This is a genomic window from Phenylobacterium sp. GW823-FHT02A09 (genome assembly GCF_058797775.1).
Genome location: NZ_JBXAJZ010000002.1, coordinates 813,943 through 833,768, shown reverse-complemented (window position 1 = coordinate 833,768; position 19,826 = coordinate 813,943). Strand labels below are relative to the sequence as shown.

General features: G+C 69.7%; 25 protein-coding genes. 17 read left to right on the top strand and 8 right to left on the bottom strand.

Going from position 1 to position 19,826, the window contains the following annotated elements; all coding sequences use genetic code 11:
- Positions 1-22: 22 nt before the first annotated feature.
- The 3 genes from AC1Q87_RS11390 to hemE are packed head-to-tail and all read right to left on the bottom strand — an operon-like array spanning position 23 to position 2,553.
- Positions 23-484, bottom strand: a complete 462-nt coding sequence (locus tag AC1Q87_RS11390; protein ID WP_492609048.1) for a CopD family protein — start codon at positions 482-484, stop codon at positions 23-25.
- 12 nt (positions 485-496) lie between these two features.
- Positions 497-1,525 (bottom strand): ferrochelatase, encoded by a 1,029-nt coding sequence (gene hemH / locus AC1Q87_RS11385; RefSeq protein WP_492609047.1) that lies wholly within the window; start codon positions 1,523-1,525, stop codon positions 497-499.
- Positions 1,522-2,553, bottom strand: coding sequence for a uroporphyrinogen decarboxylase (gene hemE, locus AC1Q87_RS11380; RefSeq protein ID WP_492609046.1), 1,032 nt, complete (start codon positions 2,551-2,553; stop codon positions 1,522-1,524). Before hemE ends, hemH begins: the two co-directional genes overlap by 4 nt.
- 513 nt (positions 2,554-3,066) lie before the next feature.
- Between hemE and AC1Q87_RS11375 the strand changes: the two genes are divergently transcribed.
- The 5 genes from AC1Q87_RS11375 (at position 3,067) to dnaQ (ending at position 6,837) form a co-directional block, all read left to right on the top strand.
- Positions 3,067-3,909 (top strand): pyruvate, water dikinase regulatory protein, encoded by an 843-nt coding sequence (locus tag AC1Q87_RS11375; protein ID WP_183775460.1) that lies wholly within the window; start codon positions 3,067-3,069, stop codon positions 3,907-3,909.
- The gene (locus tag AC1Q87_RS11370; RefSeq protein ID WP_492609045.1) at positions 3,906-4,502 is read left to right on the top strand and encodes a Maf family protein; all 597 of its coding nucleotides are present in this window, start codon (positions 3,906-3,908) and stop codon (positions 4,500-4,502) included. Before AC1Q87_RS11375 ends, AC1Q87_RS11370 begins: the two co-directional genes overlap by 4 nt.
- Positions 4,499-5,341, top strand: coding sequence for a shikimate dehydrogenase (gene aroE / locus AC1Q87_RS11365; RefSeq protein ID WP_492609044.1), 843 nt, complete (start codon positions 4,499-4,501; stop codon positions 5,339-5,341). The genes AC1Q87_RS11370 and aroE overlap by 4 nt, the downstream gene beginning before the upstream one ends.
- Positions 5,342-5,474: 133 nt before the next feature.
- Positions 5,475-6,098 carry a dephospho-CoA kinase gene (gene coaE, locus AC1Q87_RS11360; protein ID WP_492609043.1) on the top strand — a complete coding sequence of 208 codons (624 nt, stop codon included), beginning with the start codon at positions 5,475-5,477 and terminating at the stop codon, positions 6,096-6,098.
- 31 nt (positions 6,099-6,129) lie between these two features.
- Entirely contained in the window at positions 6,130-6,837 is a 708-nt protein-coding gene (dnaQ, locus tag AC1Q87_RS11355; RefSeq protein ID WP_492609042.1) for a DNA polymerase III subunit epsilon, read from the top strand.
- Here the strand turns inward: dnaQ and AC1Q87_RS11350 are convergent.
- The 3 genes from AC1Q87_RS11350 to AC1Q87_RS11340 form a co-directional block, all read right to left on the bottom strand.
- Positions 6,834-7,409, bottom strand: coding sequence for a hypothetical protein (locus AC1Q87_RS11350; protein WP_492609041.1), 576 nt, complete (start codon positions 7,407-7,409; stop codon positions 6,834-6,836). The genes dnaQ and AC1Q87_RS11350 overlap by 4 nt on opposite strands.
- Positions 7,410-7,551: 142 nt before the next feature.
- Positions 7,552-8,478 carry a cation diffusion facilitator family transporter gene (locus tag AC1Q87_RS11345; protein WP_492609040.1) on the bottom strand — a complete coding sequence of 309 codons (927 nt, stop codon included), beginning with the start codon at positions 8,476-8,478 and terminating at the stop codon, positions 7,552-7,554.
- A 104-nt stretch (positions 8,479-8,582) separates the two neighbouring features.
- Positions 8,583-9,605 carry a mechanosensitive ion channel family protein gene (locus AC1Q87_RS11340; RefSeq protein WP_492609039.1) on the bottom strand — a complete coding sequence of 341 codons (1,023 nt, stop codon included), beginning with the start codon at positions 9,603-9,605 and terminating at the stop codon, positions 8,583-8,585.
- Between the two features lie 270 nt (positions 9,606-9,875).
- Between AC1Q87_RS11340 and cml the strand changes: the two genes are divergently transcribed.
- Complete coding sequence (cml, locus tag AC1Q87_RS11335; protein WP_492609038.1) at positions 9,876-11,072, top strand: CmlA/FloR family chloramphenicol efflux MFS transporter; 1,197 nt, start codon at positions 9,876-9,878, stop codon at positions 11,070-11,072.
- A gap of 51 nt (positions 11,073-11,123) precedes the next feature.
- Here cml and secB read toward each other — a convergent pair whose 3' ends face one another.
- Entirely contained in the window at positions 11,124-11,621 is a 498-nt protein-coding gene (gene secB, locus AC1Q87_RS11330) for a protein-export chaperone SecB (protein WP_293407491.1), read from the bottom strand.
- Between the two features lie 151 nt (positions 11,622-11,772).
- Here secB and timA point away from each other — a divergent pair, with 151 nt between their 5' ends.
- From timA to AC1Q87_RS11290, 8 genes are all read left to right on the top strand, one after another.
- Positions 11,773-12,384, top strand: a complete 612-nt coding sequence (gene timA / locus AC1Q87_RS11325) for a TIM44-related membrane protein TimA (RefSeq protein ID WP_492609037.1) — start codon at positions 11,773-11,775, stop codon at positions 12,382-12,384.
- 176 nt (positions 12,385-12,560) lie between these two features.
- Positions 12,561-13,712 carry an MltA domain-containing protein gene (locus AC1Q87_RS11320; RefSeq protein WP_492609036.1) on the top strand — a complete coding sequence of 384 codons (1,152 nt, stop codon included), beginning with the start codon at positions 12,561-12,563 and terminating at the stop codon, positions 13,710-13,712.
- The gene (locus tag AC1Q87_RS11315) at positions 13,709-14,251 is read left to right on the top strand and encodes a Smr/MutS family protein (RefSeq protein WP_492609035.1); all 543 of its coding nucleotides are present in this window, start codon (positions 13,709-13,711) and stop codon (positions 14,249-14,251) included. The genes AC1Q87_RS11320 and AC1Q87_RS11315 overlap by 4 nt, the downstream gene beginning before the upstream one ends.
- 83 nt (positions 14,252-14,334) lie before the next feature.
- Positions 14,335-15,288 (top strand): Tim44 domain-containing protein, encoded by a 954-nt coding sequence (locus AC1Q87_RS11310; RefSeq protein WP_492609034.1) that lies wholly within the window; start codon positions 14,335-14,337, stop codon positions 15,286-15,288.
- A 129-nt stretch (positions 15,289-15,417) separates the two neighbouring features.
- Positions 15,418-15,843, top strand: a complete 426-nt coding sequence (locus AC1Q87_RS11305; RefSeq protein ID WP_492609033.1) for a hypothetical protein — start codon at positions 15,418-15,420, stop codon at positions 15,841-15,843.
- 3 nt (positions 15,844-15,846) lie between these two features.
- Positions 15,847-16,341, top strand: coding sequence for a LysR substrate-binding domain-containing protein (locus tag AC1Q87_RS11300; protein WP_492609032.1), 495 nt, complete (start codon positions 15,847-15,849; stop codon positions 16,339-16,341).
- Positions 16,334-16,483: a hypothetical protein gene (locus AC1Q87_RS11295; protein ID WP_492609031.1), complete on the top strand. Its 150-nt coding sequence runs from the start codon at positions 16,334-16,336 to the stop codon at positions 16,481-16,483. The genes AC1Q87_RS11300 and AC1Q87_RS11295 overlap by 8 nt, the downstream gene beginning before the upstream one ends.
- A gap of 20 nt (positions 16,484-16,503) precedes the next feature.
- Positions 16,504-16,812, top strand: coding sequence for a polyhydroxyalkanoic acid system family protein (locus AC1Q87_RS11290; RefSeq protein WP_492609030.1), 309 nt, complete (start codon positions 16,504-16,506; stop codon positions 16,810-16,812).
- Here AC1Q87_RS11290 and AC1Q87_RS11285 read toward each other — a convergent pair.
- Entirely contained in the window at positions 16,793-17,722 is a 930-nt protein-coding gene (locus tag AC1Q87_RS11285; protein ID WP_492609029.1) for a CPBP family intramembrane glutamic endopeptidase, read from the bottom strand. The genes AC1Q87_RS11290 and AC1Q87_RS11285 overlap by 20 nt on opposite strands.
- A 170-nt stretch (positions 17,723-17,892) precedes the next feature.
- Here AC1Q87_RS11285 and AC1Q87_RS11280 point away from each other — a divergent pair, with 170 nt between their 5' ends.
- The 3 genes from AC1Q87_RS11280 (at position 17,893) to AC1Q87_RS11270 (ending at position 19,817) form a co-directional block, all read left to right on the top strand.
- Complete coding sequence (locus AC1Q87_RS11280) at positions 17,893-18,831, top strand: sensor histidine kinase (RefSeq protein WP_492609028.1); 939 nt, start codon at positions 17,893-17,895, stop codon at positions 18,829-18,831.
- Between the two features lie 67 nt (positions 18,832-18,898).
- Complete coding sequence (locus AC1Q87_RS11275; protein WP_492609027.1) at positions 18,899-19,132, top strand: YdeI/OmpD-associated family protein; 234 nt, start codon at positions 18,899-18,901, stop codon at positions 19,130-19,132.
- Positions 19,133-19,136: 4 nt separating this feature from the next.
- Positions 19,137-19,817, top strand: a complete 681-nt coding sequence (locus AC1Q87_RS11270; RefSeq protein WP_492609026.1) for a helix-turn-helix domain-containing protein — start codon at positions 19,137-19,139, stop codon at positions 19,815-19,817.
- Positions 19,818-19,826: the final 9 nt, after the last annotated feature.

Here is a 19,826-nt window from a genome sequence, read left to right as displayed (position 1 = left end):
CGACCCGGAGAGACAGATAGGATCAGCGCTGGCCGAATTGAAGGGTCACGGCCAGGACGGCGATCACCGCGGCCAGGAACGGCAGTTCGTTGGTGGCGCGCCAGAACTTCGCCGACTTCGGGCGCTGGCCGGCCAGGAACTTCTTGTAGGAGCCGGCCAGGAAGCCGTGCCAGCCGGAGATGAACAGCACCGCGGCCAGCTTCACGATCATCCAGGGCTGCAGCAGGAAGCCCCAGCCCTCGCCGACCGCATAGACGTGGTAGAGGACCAGGCTGACGCCCAGCACCCAGACGATGATCATCGACGGATTGATGATGATTTTCAGGAGTTTGCGCTCCCAGACCAGGAAGTGCTTGTCGAACTCGCTGCCGGGCGGCGCGGTCTCGGTGTGGTAGGCGTAGAGCCGCGGCAGGTACATCATGCCGGCCATCCAGGCGATCACCGCGATGATGTGCAGGCCGCGCAGCAGGTCGAAATGGTTCATCGTCGGCTCCCCCTAGCCTTGTCTGCAGGCGCATTTGCCATGCGCCGCCGGACAACGCCACGTCCCGAACGGCGCGGGCGCGCCGCCGCGATCTAGCGCCTCCAGCGTGGCGGCCGCCAAGGCATCGATCAATGCGCCGTCCACGGTCGGGGTCGGCGCGCGCAGATAAGGCGCGCAGCCCAGCGACCTGGCGAGCTCGGCATACTCGTGATCCAGTTCGACCAGCGTCTCGACATGCTCGGAGACGAAGGCGATCGGCGTGACCAGCACGCCCTTGCCGTCGGCGGCGGCCTGACGGATCGCATCGTCGGTCGAGGGGCCGATCCATTTCAGCCGGCCGACCCGGCTCTGGTAGCAGACGCTCCAGTCCGGCAGCTCGGGCAACAGCGCCGAGACCGCCTGGGCGGTGGCCTCGACCTGGGCCTGGTAGGGATCGCCGGCCTTGATGACCTTTTCCGGCAGGCCGTGGGCCGAGAACAGCAGCCGCACATTGTCGGGCCGTCCGGCCTTCAGCCAGGTCTGGCTGATGGCGCGGGCGTGGGCCTCGACCAGACCCTGGGCGGTCGGATAGCAGCAGACCGCATGGCTGGCGCCCGGGCCGCGATAGGCGCGGGCCCAGTCCTTCAGCGACGAGGCGCTCGTCGTGGTCGAGAACTGCGGATAGAGCGGCAGCAGCACCAGCTCGTCCGGGGCGAAGGCGGCGACCTCTTTCGCGGTCTCGTCGGCGAACGGCTTCCAGTAGCGCATCGAGATGAAGACCTGGGTCTCCAGATCCGGCCGGGCGACGGCGAGGGCGGTCTGCAGGGCCTCGGCCTGGCGCTTCGTCTCGGGCAGCAGCGGCGAGCCGCCGCCCATGATCGCGTAGTTGGCCTTGGCGGTCTCCTCGCGGCCGGAGGCGATCATCCGGGCCAGCGGCAGCCGCAAGATCCCCGGCAGGCTGATGATCGCCGGGTCGCTGAACAGATTGGTGAGGAACGGCTTCACCGCCTCGGGGCCGTCAGGTCCTCCGAGGTTGAAGAGGACGACGGCCAGCTTCTTCACTTGCCGGTCACCCTGCGGATCGTGCGCTCGATATGCGCGATGGGCGTGTCGGGCATCACCCCGTGGCCGAGGTTGAAGATGTAGGGCCCGCCGTTCCACTGCTCGATCAGGGCGTCGACCCGCGCGTCGAGCGCCGGGCCGCCGGCGCGCAGCAGCAGGTTGTCGAGCGCCCCCTGGATGGCCTTGCCGCCGGCCTGGATCTGCTGGCCGAGCACGGCGGTCGCCTGGGTGTCGAGGGCGACGGCCTGGACCGGGACCTTGGCGGCGTAGGTGGCGACCTGGGCGCCGGCCCCGCGCGGGAAGCCGATGAACGGCGTGTCGACCCCCGCCGCCCGGACCTTTTCGATGATCGCGGCGTGCGGGCCGATGACGATGCGTTCGAACATGTCCTCGGAGAGACTTTCCGCCCAGCTCTCGAACAGCTTCAGCACCTGGGCGCCGGACTTGGCCTGCATGACCAGGTAGCGGGCGGTGGACTCGACCAGCACGTCCAGCAGGGCGCCCAGCTTCTCGGGGTTCTGGTAGGCGAAGGCGCGGGCGGCTTCGCGCTGCGAGCCCCGACCCTCGATCATGTAGGTGGCGACGGTCCACGGCGCGCCGGCGAACCCGATCAGGGCGCGTTCCGGCTCGAGCTCTGCGCGGACGCGGCTCAGGGTCTCGCCGATCGCCGACAGCCGGCCGGTGGAGGCCTCGATCTGGTCGGCCAGGGCCTCGATCGGCGGCAGCTCGCCGAGCCGTGGGCCTTCGCCGGCTTCGAACCAGACGTCCTGGCCCAGCGCCCGCGGGATCAGCAGGATGTCGGCGAACACGATGGCCGCATCCAGCGGGAAGCGGCGCATCGGCTGCAGCGTCGCCTCGGCGGCCATTTCCGGATTGTGGCAAAAGGCGATGAAGTCGCCGGCGCGGGTCCGCAGCTCGCGGTACTCCGGCAAGGAGCGGCCCGCCTGGCGCATGAACCAGACCGGCGGCCGATCGAGGGTTTCGCCCGCGAGCGCCCGCAGAAGGCGCGGTTTTGAACTTTCCGACATGGCCGTCGTTAAACCGGCTTCGGACGAAAGGCTCAAGCCCGCCTGCCCTTCTTCTTCATATCTAAGATTCTTAAATAGGAAGTGGAGTTAGAGGTTGGCCCTTGGAGAAGTGGGGACAACTTCGCCCGGCCATACCGCGCCAACCCCTTTTCAACAAGGCGATCGCGCATTTCCCAACATGGTTAAGCCATACCTGTGAGTCACGGGGAAAACCCCTAAACCCCTACTGGCGTTTACCTTTCGTTAAAGGGTTAACAGGGAGTTAACGATGACGAACGGGAGTCATCAAAACCGTTCCGGAAACCGACCCTGTTCATACTTTTTTAACCAACGGAGCCGTGGACGAGACGGGCGCAAACCCGGGGGTTTATCCCGCCCGTTCACACCCTCGGCGGCGGCGCGCGCACTCTTCCCCAAAACGGTCCGGCTTCGTTAAGAAGGTTTCGACTCTTTCGTCCCCAGCTTTGCGATCCCCGCCCTGCAGATTCCTCTTTACGCGCCGGCAAAGGCTCCATGACCCGCTTTGCGACCTACTTCCACGTCCACCTGGTCTCGGACTCCACCGGCGAGACGCTGAACGCGATGGCGCGGGCGGTGTGCGCCCGGTTCGAGAACGTGCTGCCGATCGAGCACATCTATGCGCTGGTGCGCTCGCCCCGGCAGCTGGAGCGGGCGCTGACCGACATCGAAGAAGCGCCCGGCGTGGTGATCCACACCATCGTCGACGACCAGCTGCGCACGGCGCTGGAAGAGGGCGTGCGGCGGCTGGACATGCCGTGCATCGCCGCGCTCGACCCGCTGGTCTCCTCGCTGCAGCGCTATCTGGGCGCCTCGATCAGCCGGCGGGTCGGCGTGCAGCACGCGCTGGACAACGACTATTTCAACCGCATGGACGCGCTGAACTACGCGATCGGCCATGACGACGGGCAGGGCGGCCAGGACCTGGAGCAGGCCGACGTCGTGCTGGTCGGCGTGTCGCGGACCTCGAAGACGCCGACCTGCATCTATCTGGCCCACCGTGGGGTGCGGGCGGCGAACGTGCCGCTGGTGCCGACAAGACCGCCGCCGGAGAAGCTGTTCGAGCTGAAGAACACCCTGGTCGTGGGGCTGACCATCTCGCCGGACCGGCTGATCCAGATCCGCCGCAACCGGCTGCTGAGCCTCAAGGAAGACCGGGAAAGCAGCTACATCGACATCGAGGCGGTGCGCGAGGAGACGGTGAAGGCGCGCCGGCTTTACGAGCGCCAAGGCTGGCCGGTGATCGACGTCACCCGGCGCAGCGTCGAGGAGACGGCCGCGGCGGTGCTGAACCTGCTGCACGGCGGTCACGGCCAGGTCGAGGTGCTGGGCGGATGAGCGAGCCGATCATTCTGGCCTCGAAGAGCGCTGCGCGCCGCGCAGTGCTGACAGGGGCGGGCGTGCCGTTCGACGTGGCGGTGGCCGGCGTCGACGAGGACGCGGTCAAGACCTCGATGCTGGCGCAGGGGGCGAGCCCCCGCGACGTCGCCGACGCCCTGGCCGAGATCAAGGCGGTGAAGATCTCCGCCGGCCGGGCCGGTTTCGTGATCGGCTCGGACCAGACCCTGGAGTTCGAGGGGAGGCTCTACGACAAGGCCGAGACCCTGGACGCCGCGCGCGAGCGGCTGGCGACCATGCGCGGCAAGCCGCACAAGCTGCATTCGGCGGTGGTGGTGGCCAAGGACGGGGCGCCGATCTGGCGCGAGATCGTCTCGGCGACCCTGACCATGCGCGACTTCTCGGACGCCTTCCTGGACGAGTACTTGGCGCTCGAGGGCGAGGAGATGCTGGGATCGGTCGGCTGCTATCGGCTGGAAGGGCCCGGCGCGCAGCTGTTCTCGAAGATCGAGGGCGACTATTTCGCGATCCTCGGCCTGCCGCTGATGGGCCTGCTGGACCTGTTCCGGCGGCACGGGGTGCTGACGCCATGAGCATCTCGGGCGCGACCCGGGTCGCCGGCGTGGTGGGGCGGCCGATCGCCCACTCGATGAGCCCGATCCTGCACAACGCCTGGCTGGAGGCGGCGGGGATCGACGGGATCTATGTGCCGTTCTCGACCCAGCCTGGCCGGTTCACGGCCTTCGCGCAGTCCCTGCGCGGCGGCTCGGTGGCGGGCCTGAACGTCACCCTGCCGTTCAAGGGCGAGGCGCTGGCCCTCGCCGACGAGGCCAGCTTCCGGGCCAGGAGCGCCGACGCCGCCAACGTGCTGGTGTTCCGCGAGGACGGGACGATCTACGCCGACAACACCGACGGCCTGGGCATGCTGGGGGCGTTCGCCGAGCAAGCGCCGGGCTTTGATCCGGCGGCCGGGCCGGTGGCGATCCTGGGCGCCGGCGGCGCGGCCCGCGGCGCGGCGGCCGCCTTCGTCGAGGCCGGCTGCCCGCAGGTGCGGATCGTCAACCGCACGCTCTTGAAAGCGCAGGAAATCGCCGAGCCTCTGGGCGCGCAGGCCTTGCCGCTCAGCGAGGCGGCCGCCGCGTTCGACGGCGTCGTGGCCGTGGTCAACGCCACCTCGACCGGGTTGTCGGGAAGTGCGGGGCTCGAGGTTCCGCTGGACGCGACCCCAAAGACCGCGGTGGTGATGGACATGGTCTACAAGCCGCTGAAGACGCCGTTCCTGGCGCAGGCCGAGGGTCTGGGCCGGCGGACGGTGGACGGCCTGGCCATGCTGATCGGCCAGGCGGTCCCGAGTTTCGAATACTTCTACGGCCAGCTCCCGCCGCGCGAGGTCGACGTGCGGGCGCTGGCGATCAAGGCGCTGGGGCTTTGACCACAGGTTCGTCATCGCCGGGCTTGTCCCAGCGACCCATAAGCACGAAACCTGCAGGCAAGCCCGAGACGCGGAGTCTATGGGTGGCCGGCACAAGACGCCGGCCATGACGAACAGAGTTGGAGGGGCGAGCATGCTCATCATCGGCCTGACCGGCTCTATCGGCATGGGCAAGTCCACGACCGCCAAGATGTTCCGCGAGGCGGGGATCCCGGTCTACGACGCCGACGCGGCGGTCGCTGACCTGTACGAAACCGGCGGGGCGGCGGTCGCGCCGCTGGAAGCGGCGTTTCCGGGCGTGACCAAGGACGGCGCCGTCGACCGTGAAGCCCTGCGCCAGAGGGTGCTGGGCAACGACGAGGCGATGGCCAAGCTCAACGCCATCGTCCACCCGCTGGTCGGCGCCGACCGGGTGCACTTCTTCAAGGCGGCCGAAGAGGCCCAGGCCGACATGGTCGTGCTGGACATCCCGCTGCTCTACGAGACCGGCGGCCACGCCAACATGGACGCGGTGGTGGTGGTCTCGGCGCCGGAGAGCCAGCAGCGCGAACGGGTGCTTGCCCGGCCCGGCATGACCGCCGAGCGACTGGACGCGATCCTGTCGCGGCAGATGCACGACGCCGAGAAGCGGGCCCGGGCGCACTTCGTGGTCGACACCGGCCGCGGCCTGGAGCCAGCCCGCGAACAGGTGGCCGAGATCATCGAGATCATGCGCGATCCACAACGCAAACCGGCTCGCGACAAGGCGCCGGGTTGAAGGCTGCGGCGAAGCAGCCGAAGTAGTTTCCATGGCGCGTGAGATCGTTCTCGACACCGAAACCACCGGCTTCGAGCCGCACCTCGGCCACAAGCTGGTCGAACTGGCTTGCCTGGAGATCGAGGACTACCTGCCGACGGGGCGCAGCTTCCACGTCTATATCGACCCCGAACGCGACATGCCGCCCGAGGCCGAGAAGGTGCACGGGCTGTCGGCGAACTTCCTGCGCGGCAAGCCGAAGTTCCGCGACAAGGAGATCCACCAGGAGTTCCTGGACTTCGTCGGCGACGCCCCGATCATCGCCCACAACGCCACCTTCGACCGCACTTTCGTGAACTACGAGCTGGAGGGCCTGGGCCTCGCCGGCATTCCGGAAGAGCGTTGGATCGACACCCTGGCCCTGGCGCGCAAGCGCTTTCCGGGGATGCACAACTCCCTCGACGCGCTCTGCAAGCGCTTCAAGATTTCGCTCTCCGAGCGCGAGAAGCACGGGGCGCTCATCGACGCCCGGCTGCTGGCCGCGGTCTATCTGGAGCTGAAGGGCGGCCGCGCGCTGACGCTGGAACTGACCACCCGCGAAATGGCCGCCCACGCCGTCGCCGTCGCCAAGGCCGCGGCCTATGGCGCGCGCCCGCGCCCCCTGCCCTTCCGTTCGACTGACGCCGAGCGCGAACTGCACGCCAAGTTCGTGCGCGAGGTCGTGAAGAGCGACGAGCTCTGGGGCAAGTTCGGGCTCTAGGCCGCGATGCCTACGCCAAGCTGGTTAGCTTCTGCTGCGGCGACCGCTTTTCTAGCGCGTCGGGCGATTACGCCCGCCGTCAGGCCGGCATAGAAGAACTGCACACACGTCCCGAAAACGCTCGGCTTGGCTTGTGGCGCGAGCTCGATTTCGGTCGTGCACAGACATTGTGCGGCGAAGACGCCCGAGACAACCACGCCCAGGAGGGCGACACCAAACACCGGATCCAGCCAGTCGTCGAGGTCCGTGAAATATCCCTCAAGCGCGATCTTGAGTGCGGCGAGGATCAGGAAGCCGGCGAGGCTTGCGCCTCCTGTAGTCCGACAGCGCGCCAGCAGGCGTGAAATCTTCGGACTAGAGGCGGCGACCGGATCGGCCGCCAGTTTGACCTGCTGCCAAATCCAAAGAACCTGAAGCCCGAAAGCCGAGCACACCAGCAGAGTCACCCAGGCGCCGTTCAACCGCAGCAGCGTTGCGGAGTGCGTTGGTGTCAGCCAGAAACTCGGGAGAAAGGTCGCTATCTGAGACCCCCAATAGAGCATCACAAATGTTCGGGCGCTCAATTTCGGCACGTACTGACCCTATGCAATGCTGGGGAGGTCCAGCGGCCTCGCCAAGAGATTGTCTGGACAGTTCTAACCAATACCTGAGCGTTGGCGGCGGGCTACTCCCGCGCCGCCAATGTGCTCGCGCGTGGGATCGGGCCTTCGCGCTTCAGATCCACCGTTCGTCGGCCGTGAAGTCGACGGTCAGCCAATAGCCGGGATGGAGTCCGCCCATCGCCAGGGCGATCTCGCGGCGGATGGTGTCGAGCTGCTCGAAGCTCATGGTCGTCTGGCCGGTCGGGGCGACGAAGCCGATCTCGATGAACTGCTGACGGCCCGAGCGGACCACGTGCGAGCTGTAGTTGGAAAAGCCGTAGCGGGCGGCGACTTCGGCGGCGAGATCCCGGACCTGCTGGTCGAGCGCGCTCGGCGCGATCATCAGGATGTCCTGGCTGGCCCGCCATAGGGTCATGACCGGGAACGGGACCAGGCAGACCGCGACAATCACCAGGATCATCGGGTCGACATAGGGGGTCATCCACTCCGCGCCGCTGCCCGTCAGCCCCTTTCCGATCAGGAAGCTGAGGCAAAGGCCGGCGCTGAGCACCCCGCCCATCAGCCAGGAGCGGGCGTCGACGTCGAGCATCTGTGAGTTCAGGTGACGGGCGGAGCTGCGCACATAGGCGAACATGCCGAAGCTGAGCACGCTGCTGAGGCCGGCATAGACCGCGCCGAGGCCGAACTGCACGTAGCGGCCGCCGGCCAGCAGGCCGTTGAGCCCGTCGAGGAAGGCGTAGATGCAGGCGAAGCTGAGCACGAGGCCGTTGAGCAAGGCCAGCATCGGCTCGAGGTGCCAGTACCCGTACTGGAACCGGCGGTCGTCGCCGCGCGCGATCAGCCGCACGGTCAGCAGGGCGATGGCCGTCATCGCCGCGTCGATCAGGTCGTAGAAGCCGTCGAAGGTCACCGATTTCGAGCCAAGCCAGAGCCCGAACCCGATGCTGGCGACGGCGAAGACGATGGTCGTCGCCATCGAGGTCGCGAGCAGCCGTTCCTCCCTGGCCGACGGGTGCGGCGTGGTCGATTGCGGCGTCATGCGGCGGGCGCACCTGTTGGCTCAATCGCCGCCAGGAGACCCCATCGGCGCGCCGGCGTCGAGAGGGAGCACGTCTACGGAACCTTCCTGGCCGAACGGCCGGGCTAGAGCTGCGGCTCGCGCTTGCGCGGCGCGGCTTCGCGGGCCCGGGTGGTGCGGACGGCGTCGTCGAACACGGCGACGGCGGCGTCGTTCGGGGCCTGCCTCGGCCGCCGCCCGGGGGGTGGGGGGGCGGTCTTGAGCTGCAGGGCGTCGAGGGCGTGATCGCCCTCGCGTCCGAACAGGTTGCGGACCCGCAGGTCGAGCTGGGGCGAGGAATTTTCGATCCCGGCAGCGAGCAGCGCCTCGTGGATCGCCCAGGTGTAGGCCGCGTGCATCGAGGACGGATGGCGCGAGGATTCCGGGGTCGGCCAGACGATCAACTCGAAGTCGAGGCCGTCGCCGCTGAAGCTGGTCAGCCAGACCTGGGTCTTGCGATGGTCGAGGTCGGGCTGGGTGAACGGCAGCGCCTCGGCCGCGGCCAGCACCACGTCGCGGACCAGGGCCTTGTTCGAGGTCTCGGCCACCGAGAACGGTACGTGGATGCGGCGGGATTCCTCGTTGTAGGTCCAGTTGACCACTTGGCTCTGCATCAGCTTGGAGTTCGGGATCACCACGTTGACGTCGTCATTGGTGCGCAGCCGGGTGGCGCGGGCGCCGATCTCCACGATCTCGCCGCGCAGGTCGCCTTCCAGCTCGATGAAATCGCCGACCTGGATGGCCGGATCGAAGATCAGCACGAGGCCGGCGACGAACTCCTTGACCACGCCCTGCAGACCGAGGCCGACGCCGACCCCCGTGGCGCCAGCAAAAATCGTGAACGAGCTGAGGTTGAGGCCGAGCGCGGCGAGCCCGGCCAGGATCCCGACCACCAGCAGGGCGTAGCCGGCGACCTGTTCGAAGATATAGATCAGCGGCGAGGCGGCCTTGGAGCGGCGGCGGACCTGGTCGAGCCCGGCCCGCATCAGCCGAACAAGCCCGTAGGCCGCCACGACGATGGCGATGGCGGCCAGCGCCCGCCCGCCGAAGTGCAGCCAGGCGCCGGACGTCAGCCAGTCGCCGATCGCCAGGAGGGTGGTGTCACTCATCGTCGTGCTCCCGCATTGAGGAGCGCCAATCAAGGCGTAGAAGGCGCGGTCTGAACATTCGGCGAAACCCTGGCGCCGCCGGCGGCGCTTGCGCCCGGCCTGACCGCCGCCTAGCTAGGACGCTTCCTCGAACCGGGACGGGACCCATGACCGAGTCCGCAAGCAGGTAGGCCGCAACAACACCCCTTCGTTGTTGCGGCGGTCGACACCCCAGCTCCAGAGCCACGGCAGACCGCCGCCAAATCTCCTGATTTGAGTGGATGCAAAGTCATGCCTGGTTCCAAAGCCAGACCCTGGGACTATTCCCTGCCCGCCGCGCTCATGCTGCTGGCGCCTTTCGACGTCCTGGCCTCGCTGGCCATGGACATCTACCTGCCGGTCGTCCCCGAGATGCCCGACCAGCTTTCGACGACGCCCGCCGTCGTTCAACTGACCCTCAGCCTCTACATGGCGGTGCTGGGCCTGGGCCAACTGGCCTTCGGGCCGTTGTCGGATCGCATCGGCCGCCGCCCGGTGCTGCTCGGCGGAGCCCTGCTGTTCGCGGTCGCCAGCCTGATCCTGGCGCTGACCGACGCCGGGCCGGCGTTCGTCGCCTGGCGGGCGGTGCAGGCGGCCGGCGCTTCGGCGGCCCTGGTCGCCACCTTCGCCACGGTGCGCGACGTCTATGCCGAGCGGCCGGAAGCGGCGAGCATCTACGGCCTGCTCGGCGCGATCCTGTCGTTCGTCCCGGCGTTGGGGCCGATCGCCGGGGCGTTGATCGCCGAGGGGTTCGGGTGGCGGGCGATTTTCCTGCTGCTGGCGGCGCTGATGGCGGGCGCGGCCTTTCAGGCGTCGCGCCGCTGGCCCGAGACGCGGCCGGCGGTCGGCCGCGGAGACGGCCCGTCGCTCGCCGCGATCCTGCGCAGCTACGACTTCTGGGCCTATACGCTCGGGTTCAGCGCCGCGATGGGGACGTTCTTCGTCTTCTTCTCGACCGCGCCGCGGATCCTGATCGGCCAGGCGGGGCTCTCGCAGCTGGCGTTCAGTCTGGCCTTCGCTTCGGCGGCAGGGGTGATGATCCTGGCCTCGCGGTTCGTCGGCCGAGCCGTCGCGCGCTGGGGAACCGCCGGCGGCCTGGCGCGCGGCATGGGCCTGCTGATCGTCGGCGCCGCGATGCTGGCGGTCGGACAGATCTGGGCCGAGCCGTCGTTCTGGACGCTGCTGGCGCCGATGTGGGTGATGGCCGTCGGGATGGTGCTGGCGGTCGCGGTCTGCGCCAACGGGGCGCTGGCGGCGTTCGGCGGCGCGGCCGGGACGGCGGTGGCGCTCTACTTCGCCATCGAGAGCGTGATCGTCGGCGTGCTGGGCACGGCGGCGGTGGTCTGGCTGGACGGCGACACGGCGTGGCCTTTGGCGACGTTCGCGGCCGGGACGGCGCTTCTGGTGCTGGGGATGCTTGTCGCCAGCCCGTCGAGACGCCTGGCTTAGCTCGGCCTGCGAGGGGGATGGCGCGAGCCGTCCCCCTCCAAGATCGTCGCCTTAGGCGTTGCCGATGGTCTCGCCGCCCAGGCCCTGGGCCTTGCGCGCCGCGTAGACGCCGGCGAAGTCGATCGGGTCGAGCATGAAGGGCGGGAAGCCGCCGTCCGAGGTCACCGAGGCGATGATCTGGCGGGCGAACGGGAACATGAAGCGCGGGCACTCGACCAGCAGCACCGGCTCGAGGTCTTCCTGGCTGACGCCCGAAATCTGGAACACGCCGCCGTAGAGCAGCTCGACGTGGAACACCGGGCCGTCTTCGCGCTCGGCGCGGGCCGACAGCTTCAGGTCGACTTCGAACAGACCGTCCTCACGGCCGCGGGCGTTCATTTCGACGCCCATTTCGATCTGCGGCTGGGTGGCGTTCTGGGCGCGGAGGGTCTCCGGCGCGCGGGGATTTTCGAACGACAGGTCGCGGATGAACTGGGCGAGGATGCGGATGCCGGGCTCGGGGGCGCCCGCACCGTTGGTCTCGGGGCCGGCGGCGTCGGTATCGGTCATAGTCGGGAAAATCCGGTTGGTGGACGCGCATTCACGTCCTGTTGTGGCCTGGGCTGCTATCATGCGCCCTATGCCATGGCAACGTCGCCCCTGACGCGGGCGTTACGCTGTCCTATATTGAAGATTACGTTCGTCTCGTGAGCCTGAAGAATTGCAAGTCCTCGAACTGATCATTTTCGCCGGTCTGGCCGCTGTGGTGCTGTACCAGCTCTATGCGGTGCTGGGCCGTCGTGTCGGCCGTCAGCCTGAGGACACGCCGGCGGCGGACTCCGTGGCGGCGGGCGCGCGCCAGGCGCCGGCGATGGACCAGATCGACGACGGCGTCGACCTGACCGGCCTGCCGGCGATCAAGCATCGCGACCCCTCGTTCGACCTTTCGCGCTTCCTCGGCGGAGCCAAGGGCGCCTACGAGATGGTGGTCCGCGCCTTCGCCGGCGGCGACCGCGAGACCCTGCGCAACCTGTTGGCCCCCAACGTGCTGGCCAGTTTCGAGAGCGCGATCGACGAGCGCGAAACCCAGGGCCGCAGCGAGTCCGTGGAGTTCCTGCATCCGCCGCGCGCCGACATGGAACGCGCCGACCTGCACGGTGAGACCGCGCAGATCACGGTCCGCTTCCTGGCCGAATTCCGCAGCCGCACCAAGGGCCCGGAAGGCGAGGCGGTGGACGACAAGCGCACCGCCGAACTGTGGACCTTCGAGCGCAATCTGAAGAACCGCGACCCCAACTGGCTGCTCGTCAACGTGGCCGCCGCCGAAGCTTAAGCAGAGCGAAAACCGAACGGCGGCAAGGGTTTGTTAACCCTTACGCCGTTTTCCCGCCCTCAACGCAGGACTATGAAGGGAGCCTGGCGGACGATGTGCGCCGGGCGTTCGTTCTTTCGGTTCGAGCGGGCGGCGGGCCGATCGCCGCGACTTCGACGACAGCGCTGGGGGCGACCTTGAACATACGACATGCAAGCCGCCTGGTTCCGGCCCTGCTGCTGACCTTGCTGGTCGCGGCCTGCGCCACGCCCAAGCCGCCGGCGCCGGGGCCCGGCCCGCAACCGCCGCGGCCGACCCCGACCCAGCCGCCGCAACCGACGCCGCCCGCCGGCCGGCCCGAGAGCTTCGCCGAAGTGCCGGGCTGGGCGCAGGACGATCACGGCGCCGGCTATGAGGCGTTCCGCACCACCTGCGGGGTGACGCGAGATCCGGCGCTGGGCGAGATCTGCCGCCGGGCGCGGGCCATCGGGCCGCTGGACGGCGGCCGGGCGCGCGCCTTCCTGGAAGAGAACTTCCGGCCGGAGCTGCTGGTCGGCGAAGGCGTGCTGACCGCCTACTTCTCGCCCGAGTACGAGGCGCGCGAGCGGCCGAGCGTCGAGTTCTCGGCCCCGGTGCGGCCCAAGCCGGACGACCTGGTCGGCACCGGCGTCGGCGGCAAGCCGGCCCAGCAGCGCGGCGGCGGCGGCCAGCTTGGCCCCTATCCGGACCGCGCCGAGATCGAAAAGGCCAGCGCCGGGCCGGTGCTGGCCTGGATGCGGCCCGAAGACCTGTTCTTCCTGCAGATCCAGGGCTCGGGCGTGCTGACCTTCGAGGGCGGCCGCCGCGCCAAGGCGGTGTTCGCCGCCACCAACGGCAAGACGTTCCAGGGGATCGCCAATCCGATGCGCGACCGCGGGCTGCTGGCCGCCAACAACACCTCCGGCGAGGCGATCCGCAGCTGGCTGGCCGACAACCGCGGCCCGCGCGCCGACGAGATCATGCGGCTGAACCCGCGCTATGTGTTCTTCACCCTGGCGCCCGACGACGGCCGCCAGCCGGTCGGCGCGGCCGGCATTCCGCTGCCGCCCGGCCGCTCGATCGCCGTCGACACCGGGCTGAACGCGCTCGGCGGGCTCTACTTCATCGAGGGCGTGGCCCCGACCCTGTCGGGCGCCTTCCCGGCCTATCGCCGCACGGTGATGGCGCTGGACGCCGGCGGGGCGATCAAGGGGCCGGTGCGCGCCGACCTCTATCTGGGCATCGGCTCGCAGGCCGGCGCCGAAGCCGGCCGCGTCCGCCACACCCTGCGCATGCACCGGCTGGTCCCGAAGGTCGGCCCCTATCGATGAAACGGCCCATCCGCCCTGACGAGCAGAAGCTCTGGGCGATGGTGGCGGCCACCGTCCACCCGCATCCGGGCCGACCGGCGACGCCTGCGCCGCCGCCGGCCGAGCCGGCGATCCCGGCGCTGAAGGCCAAGGGCCGGGTGACCGATCCGGCCGCCCGCCTGCCGCTGTCCGAAATCATGCCGCCCCTGCGCCCGCCGCTGCGTGGCGAGACCGAGGGCATCGAGCCGCGCCGCAAGCACCGCATCGCCAAGGAGCGCGATCCGATCGGCGCGCGGATCGACCTGCACGGCATGGACCAGCAACGCGCCAAGGCGGCGCTGGAGGCGTTCGTGCTGCGGGCCTGGGACGAGGGCTATCGCGCGGTGCTGGTGATCACCGGCAAGGGAACGCTGGGCGACGGCGTGCTGCGCCGCCGCGCGCCGGAGTGGTTGGGCGGCATGGCCCTGCGCGGCGTGGTGGCCGGCATCTCGGAGGCCCACCGGCGGCACGGCGGCGAGGGCGCGCTCTACGTGGCGTTGAAGCGCAAGCCGAGGGCCTAGCGGTCACAACTGCGTATGGCCCCCTGGAAATCTCGAGCCTGACGCACGATATGCGCGCGGATAATTACAAAGGAAACGCTGTTTTGACCTCCCGACTTCCGAAGATCTTCGCCGTCAGCGGCCTGTCGCTGGCCATGGGGCTGGCGCTCGTGACCGAGGCGGACGCCCGTCGCGGGGGCAGCTTCGGCAGCCGCGGGGCGCGCACCCACCAGGCCGCGCCGCCGACCCAGACCTCGCCGACCCAGACCGCGCCGGTGCAGCGCTCGATGACCGAGCGCCAGCCGGGCGCGCCGACCACGGCGCCGGCCCGTCCGAACGCGGCAAATCCGGCCGCCGCGCCGAAGCCCGGCCTGTTCGGGAACCCGCTGGTCCGCGGCCTGATGCTGGGCGGCCTGATCGGCCTGCTGCTGGGCCACGGCTTCGGCGCCGGCATGGCCGGCATGCTGGGCGGCCTGCTGCAGATCGCGGCGATCGCGCTGGTGGCGATGCTGGCGTTCCGCTTCTTCGCCTCGCGCCGCAAACCGGCCCAGGCCGCGGCGAGCAACAACGCCGCGTTCCGTTCGCCCTTCGAGATGCAGCAGCCGGCGACCGCCGCGCCGCAGACCTATGCGCCGGCGGCCGATCTCGGCCAGGACTTCGCGGTCACCGGCGCCGACCGCGAGACCTTCGAGCGGTTGCTGCGCGAGATCCAGGAAGCCTTCGGCCGCGAGGACTACGCCGCGATCCGCGAGCGCACGACGCCGGAGATCATGGGCTACCTGGCCGAGGAACTGGGCCAGAACGCCACCGCCGGCCGCCGCAACGAGGTCCGCGACGTGAAGATGCTGGAAGGCGACGTCGCCGAAGCCTGGCGTGAGGGCCCGATCGACTACGCCACCGCCGCCCTGCGCTATTCGAGCATCGACGTGATGGTCGACCGCCAGAGCGGCGCGGTGGTCGAGGGCGACGCCGATCGCCCGACCGAGACGACCGAGCTGTGGACCTTCGTGCGCCACCCGAACGAAGGCTGGAAGCTCTCGGCGATCCAGGAAGCCTGAATAGGCTTGGGCTGATCTTGACGGCGCGCTTATGCGGCGCGCCGTCATCCGCCATCGAACCCTGACGGGGCTTTGCGCCAGATTTGACGCCAGGCCGGCTCATCCGCCGGCCGCGTCAATGAGGCGACCATGTCCGCGGCGTTCCCCCGGCCGACCATCGGCCTTTCCCAACTGCTCATCGAAGCCGGCCTCGACGCCGGCAGCGCCATCCGGGTGACCGGCCCCGGCGCCCTGCCCGCCCTGCTCTGGCTGTGCCGACGCGGCTACGAGAACGTCGGCTGCCTGCAGGCCGGCGTCCGCGCGCCCGCCGGCGAGGCGGACGCCCTGCTGGCCGCGCACACCGCCAGCGGCGAATGGCTGGAAGGTCTGCTCGAGGCCGGACCGCACGTGCAGCCCGGCGGCGTGGTGATCGTCCAGACCCGGCCCAGCGTCGGCGGCGCGGCCGCCGCGCGGATCTTCCATCGCCATGGCTTCGACCTGGTGCGCCGGCTGCCGGGCGCCCACCGCGACGTCTTGGTGGCGCGACGTGCGCCGCCGCTGCAACGGGCGGCGTGAGCCATGGTTGGTCAGATGCTCGCGCCCCGGATCGGCCGGCCGGCCGACCGACCGGGCGACGTGGTGGTGGCGCTGCACGGGGCGGGCCCGCGAGATTGGCGCTCTGCACCGCTGTGGTCGGAGCCTTTGGTCGTCCTGGTTCCGCACGACAGCGCGTGGGCCGCGCGCAACGTCCTCACGCCGGACCTTCTGGCGGAGGGCACGCTCGTGCTCGGGGGCGACGAACCGGAAGACCGCGTCTTGCACCGCGAGATCTTGCGGGCGCTCGGCGGCCCGCCGACGTTGCTGCACTATGCGGGGCGCACGGACCTGCTGGAGCTCGTGTCGCTCGGCCTCGGCTACACTTTGGCCGGAGCCCGGGGCCTGGCCGCCTTGCCGCGCGGCGTCAGTCTCAGGCCGCTGGATAGCGACTTCGGATGGCTGACGTACTGCGCGTTCTGGCCGCCGGGCCATGAGGGCCCTCCCCGAGGCTGGCTGCGGGAGGCCCCCCGTGCGTAGGCGACGCGAGCCGACCGACCTGGCGACCGTCCTGGGCGCGGCGGCGATGCTGGTGCTGCTGATCGGCGCGCTGGTCGTGGCCGCCGCCGCCGACCCGGCCGCGCCGTCGAGCGTTGGAGCGGTTGCGCCGCTCGCCCGTTAAAGGGGCTGGAGGATCCGCACATGGCCAAGCCCGTCGTCGTCACCATCCCGCACGAACTCGGCAAGGCCGAGGCGCGCCAACGCATCGAGGACGGCGTCGGCAAGCTGATCCATCAGTTCGGCGAAGGCGTGAAGCTGACCCGGACCTGGGAGGGCGACCGCCTCTCGTTCGCGGCCAAGGTCGTCGGTCAGGCGGTGGCCGGCCGGCTCGACGTGGCCGAGGACGCGGTGCGCATGGAGGTCGACCTGCCGCCGTTCTTCGCGATGATCGCCGACAAGGTGAAGGGCCGCCTCAAGAAGGAAGGCCAACTCATGCTTGAGAAGAAGTAGCCGAGAACGGCGCCATCAGCCGCGGCGAGCGGCGCACCAGCTCGACGACCACCACCATGTAGAAGGCCAGCAGGACCTCGATGACGGTTTCGTCGAGGCCGCCGGTCACCTCCGGGTCGTCCGGCAGCATCGGGGCCTGGAAGAAGGCGATCATCAGGTTCGTCGCCACGTGGGCGCCGATCGCGAACTCCAGACCGCCGAGCCGCAGCGCCGCCCAGGCGAAGGCCGCGCCGGCCAGGGCGCGAGCCGCCATGGCGCCGGGATCGAATTCCAGGTGGGCCAGCGCAAAGGCGACGGCGTTGACCGCGATCAGCACCCAGACATTGCGCGTGAAGGCGGCGGTCTGCTGCAACAGGTAGCCGCGGAACACCGCCTCCTCCGCCGTCGCGGCGACCAGCAGCCCGGCGACCACCGCCAGCGCGTAGAACGCCTTCAGTCCGAGGCCGGAGTGCGGGTCGAAAATCGGCATCTGGAACTGGCCGGGATTGAGCACGAGGTCGGCGGCCATCAGCACCCCCACCCCCACCACGGTGAGCGCGGCGCCGACCAGCAGCAGGCGCCAGCGGAAGTGCGGCGCGGCGGTCAGCCAGGTGGTAATCGGGCGGCCGAACACGTAGCGGGCGGCCAGCAGCACGGCCAAGCCCATCGCCCCGAGCCCGGCCCCGAGCTGCAGGACGTAGATGGCCGAGCGCTGCAGTCGCGGCCCGCCGGTGTCCTCGAACATCGCGCCGCCGGTGAGCGTGCCGAGCACGATCGCAAACAGCAGCGACAACAGCATCACCGCCGCCGGCGTCGCCGCGGCCATGGCGGCGACCCGCGGCCAGCGACGATCGCGTTCGGTTACAGCCTGCAGAAATGGAAAGGGCGCGAGCACCGCCGGACTATGCTCCTGCGGAGGCGCTTGCGCCATCGCCGCGAGTAGCGTCGTGGTGTAGCCGCAAAGCTGTTTTTGGGATAAATTCACCTATAGGGTGAATTTTGCCTTGACCGGACGGCATCGAGACCGACGTTGTGTCACCGATGCTTGGGCTGGGTGACCTTAATCTGCGCGAGAGACTCGCGCCGGACGTCCCCACTTGGGTGACCGAGTGGGTGTGCGCCTGCGCCTGCGCAGCGCTGGCCGGCGTGCTGCGGGCGCTGATCTCGTTGGTGGTCGTCGCCCCGCCCTATGTCTTCCTCTACCCGCTGGTGCTGCTGGCGACGCTGCTGGCGGGGTGGCGCTCGGGGCTCTACAGCCTGACGATCATCCTGCTCGGCATCTGGTACGTGGTGCTGTTCCCCGCCCGGTTCGGGCCGCTGACCGCCGGCGAAGGCGCGGCGCTGGTGCTCAACGCGCTGAGCGGACTGGCGGTGGTCGCCGTGGCGCAGGCGTTCCGCACATCGTACCGGGTGGCCGAGGCCGAGCGCGCCGCCAAGCTCGAGGTCCGCGACCTGCTGCTGCGGGAGCTGAACCATCGGGTGAAGAACAATTTCCAGATGGTCGAGAGCCTGCTCGACATGCAGCGGCGCCGGGCGTCCGCGGCGAGCACCGAGCAGGCCCTGGCCGACGCGCTGCGCCGGGTGCACTCGATGGCCCAGGCCCACGCCAACCTCTATTCGCCCGACGAGGCCGGCGATGCGATCGATCTCGGCGCCTATCTGGGCGATCTCTGCGAAAACCTGTCGGACAGCCTATTGCTGAGCGGGGATGTGCGGCTGGACAGCTGGCTCACCTCCTGCCCGTGCGACCGCGACCGGGCGGTGGCGGTCGGGCTGGTGGTCAACGAGCTGGTCACCAACGCGGCCAAGTACGCCTTCCCGGCCGGCCGCACCGGCCGCATCCTGGTCTCCCTCAAGCAGATCGAGATCGGCTGCGAGCTGACGGTCGCCGACAACGGCGTCGGAATGGCGCCCGACGCCGAGCTCAACAGCCGCGGGCTCGGCCGCAAGCTGGTCGAGGGGTTCGCCCGCCAGACCGGCGGCACCCTGACGCGCGGCGACGGCCCGGGCGTCAGCCACACCTTGGTGTTGCCGCACTGAGCCGAATGCAAGGTTGGCGAGAACCTTCACCGTAGTTATTCGTTAACGGCGCCAGGGAGGACGTCGAATGACGCTGCGCCGTGACCTGAACCCGATACCGGACGACGTGCGCCAGGCGCTGGAGGCCCGCGCCCTGACCGATGCGTACGAGGCCCGTCCCCCGTTCCAGCGCAACGACTACCTCGGCTGGATCACCCGCGCCCGCAAGCCTGAGACCCGCCTGAAGCGGCTGACCCAGATGCTCGACGAGCTCGAGGACGGCGATATCTATATGAAGATGCGTTGGGGCCCGGCATCCTGAGCCGATGCGCGCGCCCCCGCCTCGCCAAGTCCTGGATCCCGGCCTGCAGATCGCCTGTCACCGTCATGACGGCGCCTATCTGACCCTGGTGCTGGAAGGGTCCTACGAGGAAGCGGGCGACCATGGCCGCCGCCGTCTGGGGCCGGGCGACGTCGTCGTGCACGGGATGTTCTCCTGCCATCGCAACAGCGTCGCGACGCGCGGCGCGGTGGTGCTGAACTTGTCGACGTCCGGAACCGTCGGCCTGTTCGGGCGGCTGGCCGATCCCGACGCCGTGGTCGCGCTGGCGGCAGAAGACCCGGCGAGCGCTGCGGCGCTGGCGACGCGGAGCCTCGCCGTGCTGGGCGCCGAGCGGCTGGATTGGCCAGACGAGCTGGCGGCGGCCCTGGCCGGCGATCCGCAGATCTCGCTCAGCGATTGGGCCGGCGCCCGCGGCCTGGCGCCGGAGACCGTGTCGCGGGGCTTTCGGCGCACCTTCGGCCTGGCGCCCAAGCGCTTCCGCCACGAGGTGAAGATGCGCCGCGCGCTGGCGGGCGCGATCGAAACCGCCGCGCCGCTGGCCCAGGTGGCGCTGGACGCCGGCTTCGCCGACCAGGCGCAGATGAGCCGGGCGATCGGCGCGCTGACCGGGGTTTCGCCCGGATCCTGGCGGCGCAGGTCAAGTGGCGACAAGACGCCGGCCTGACCCCGGCGC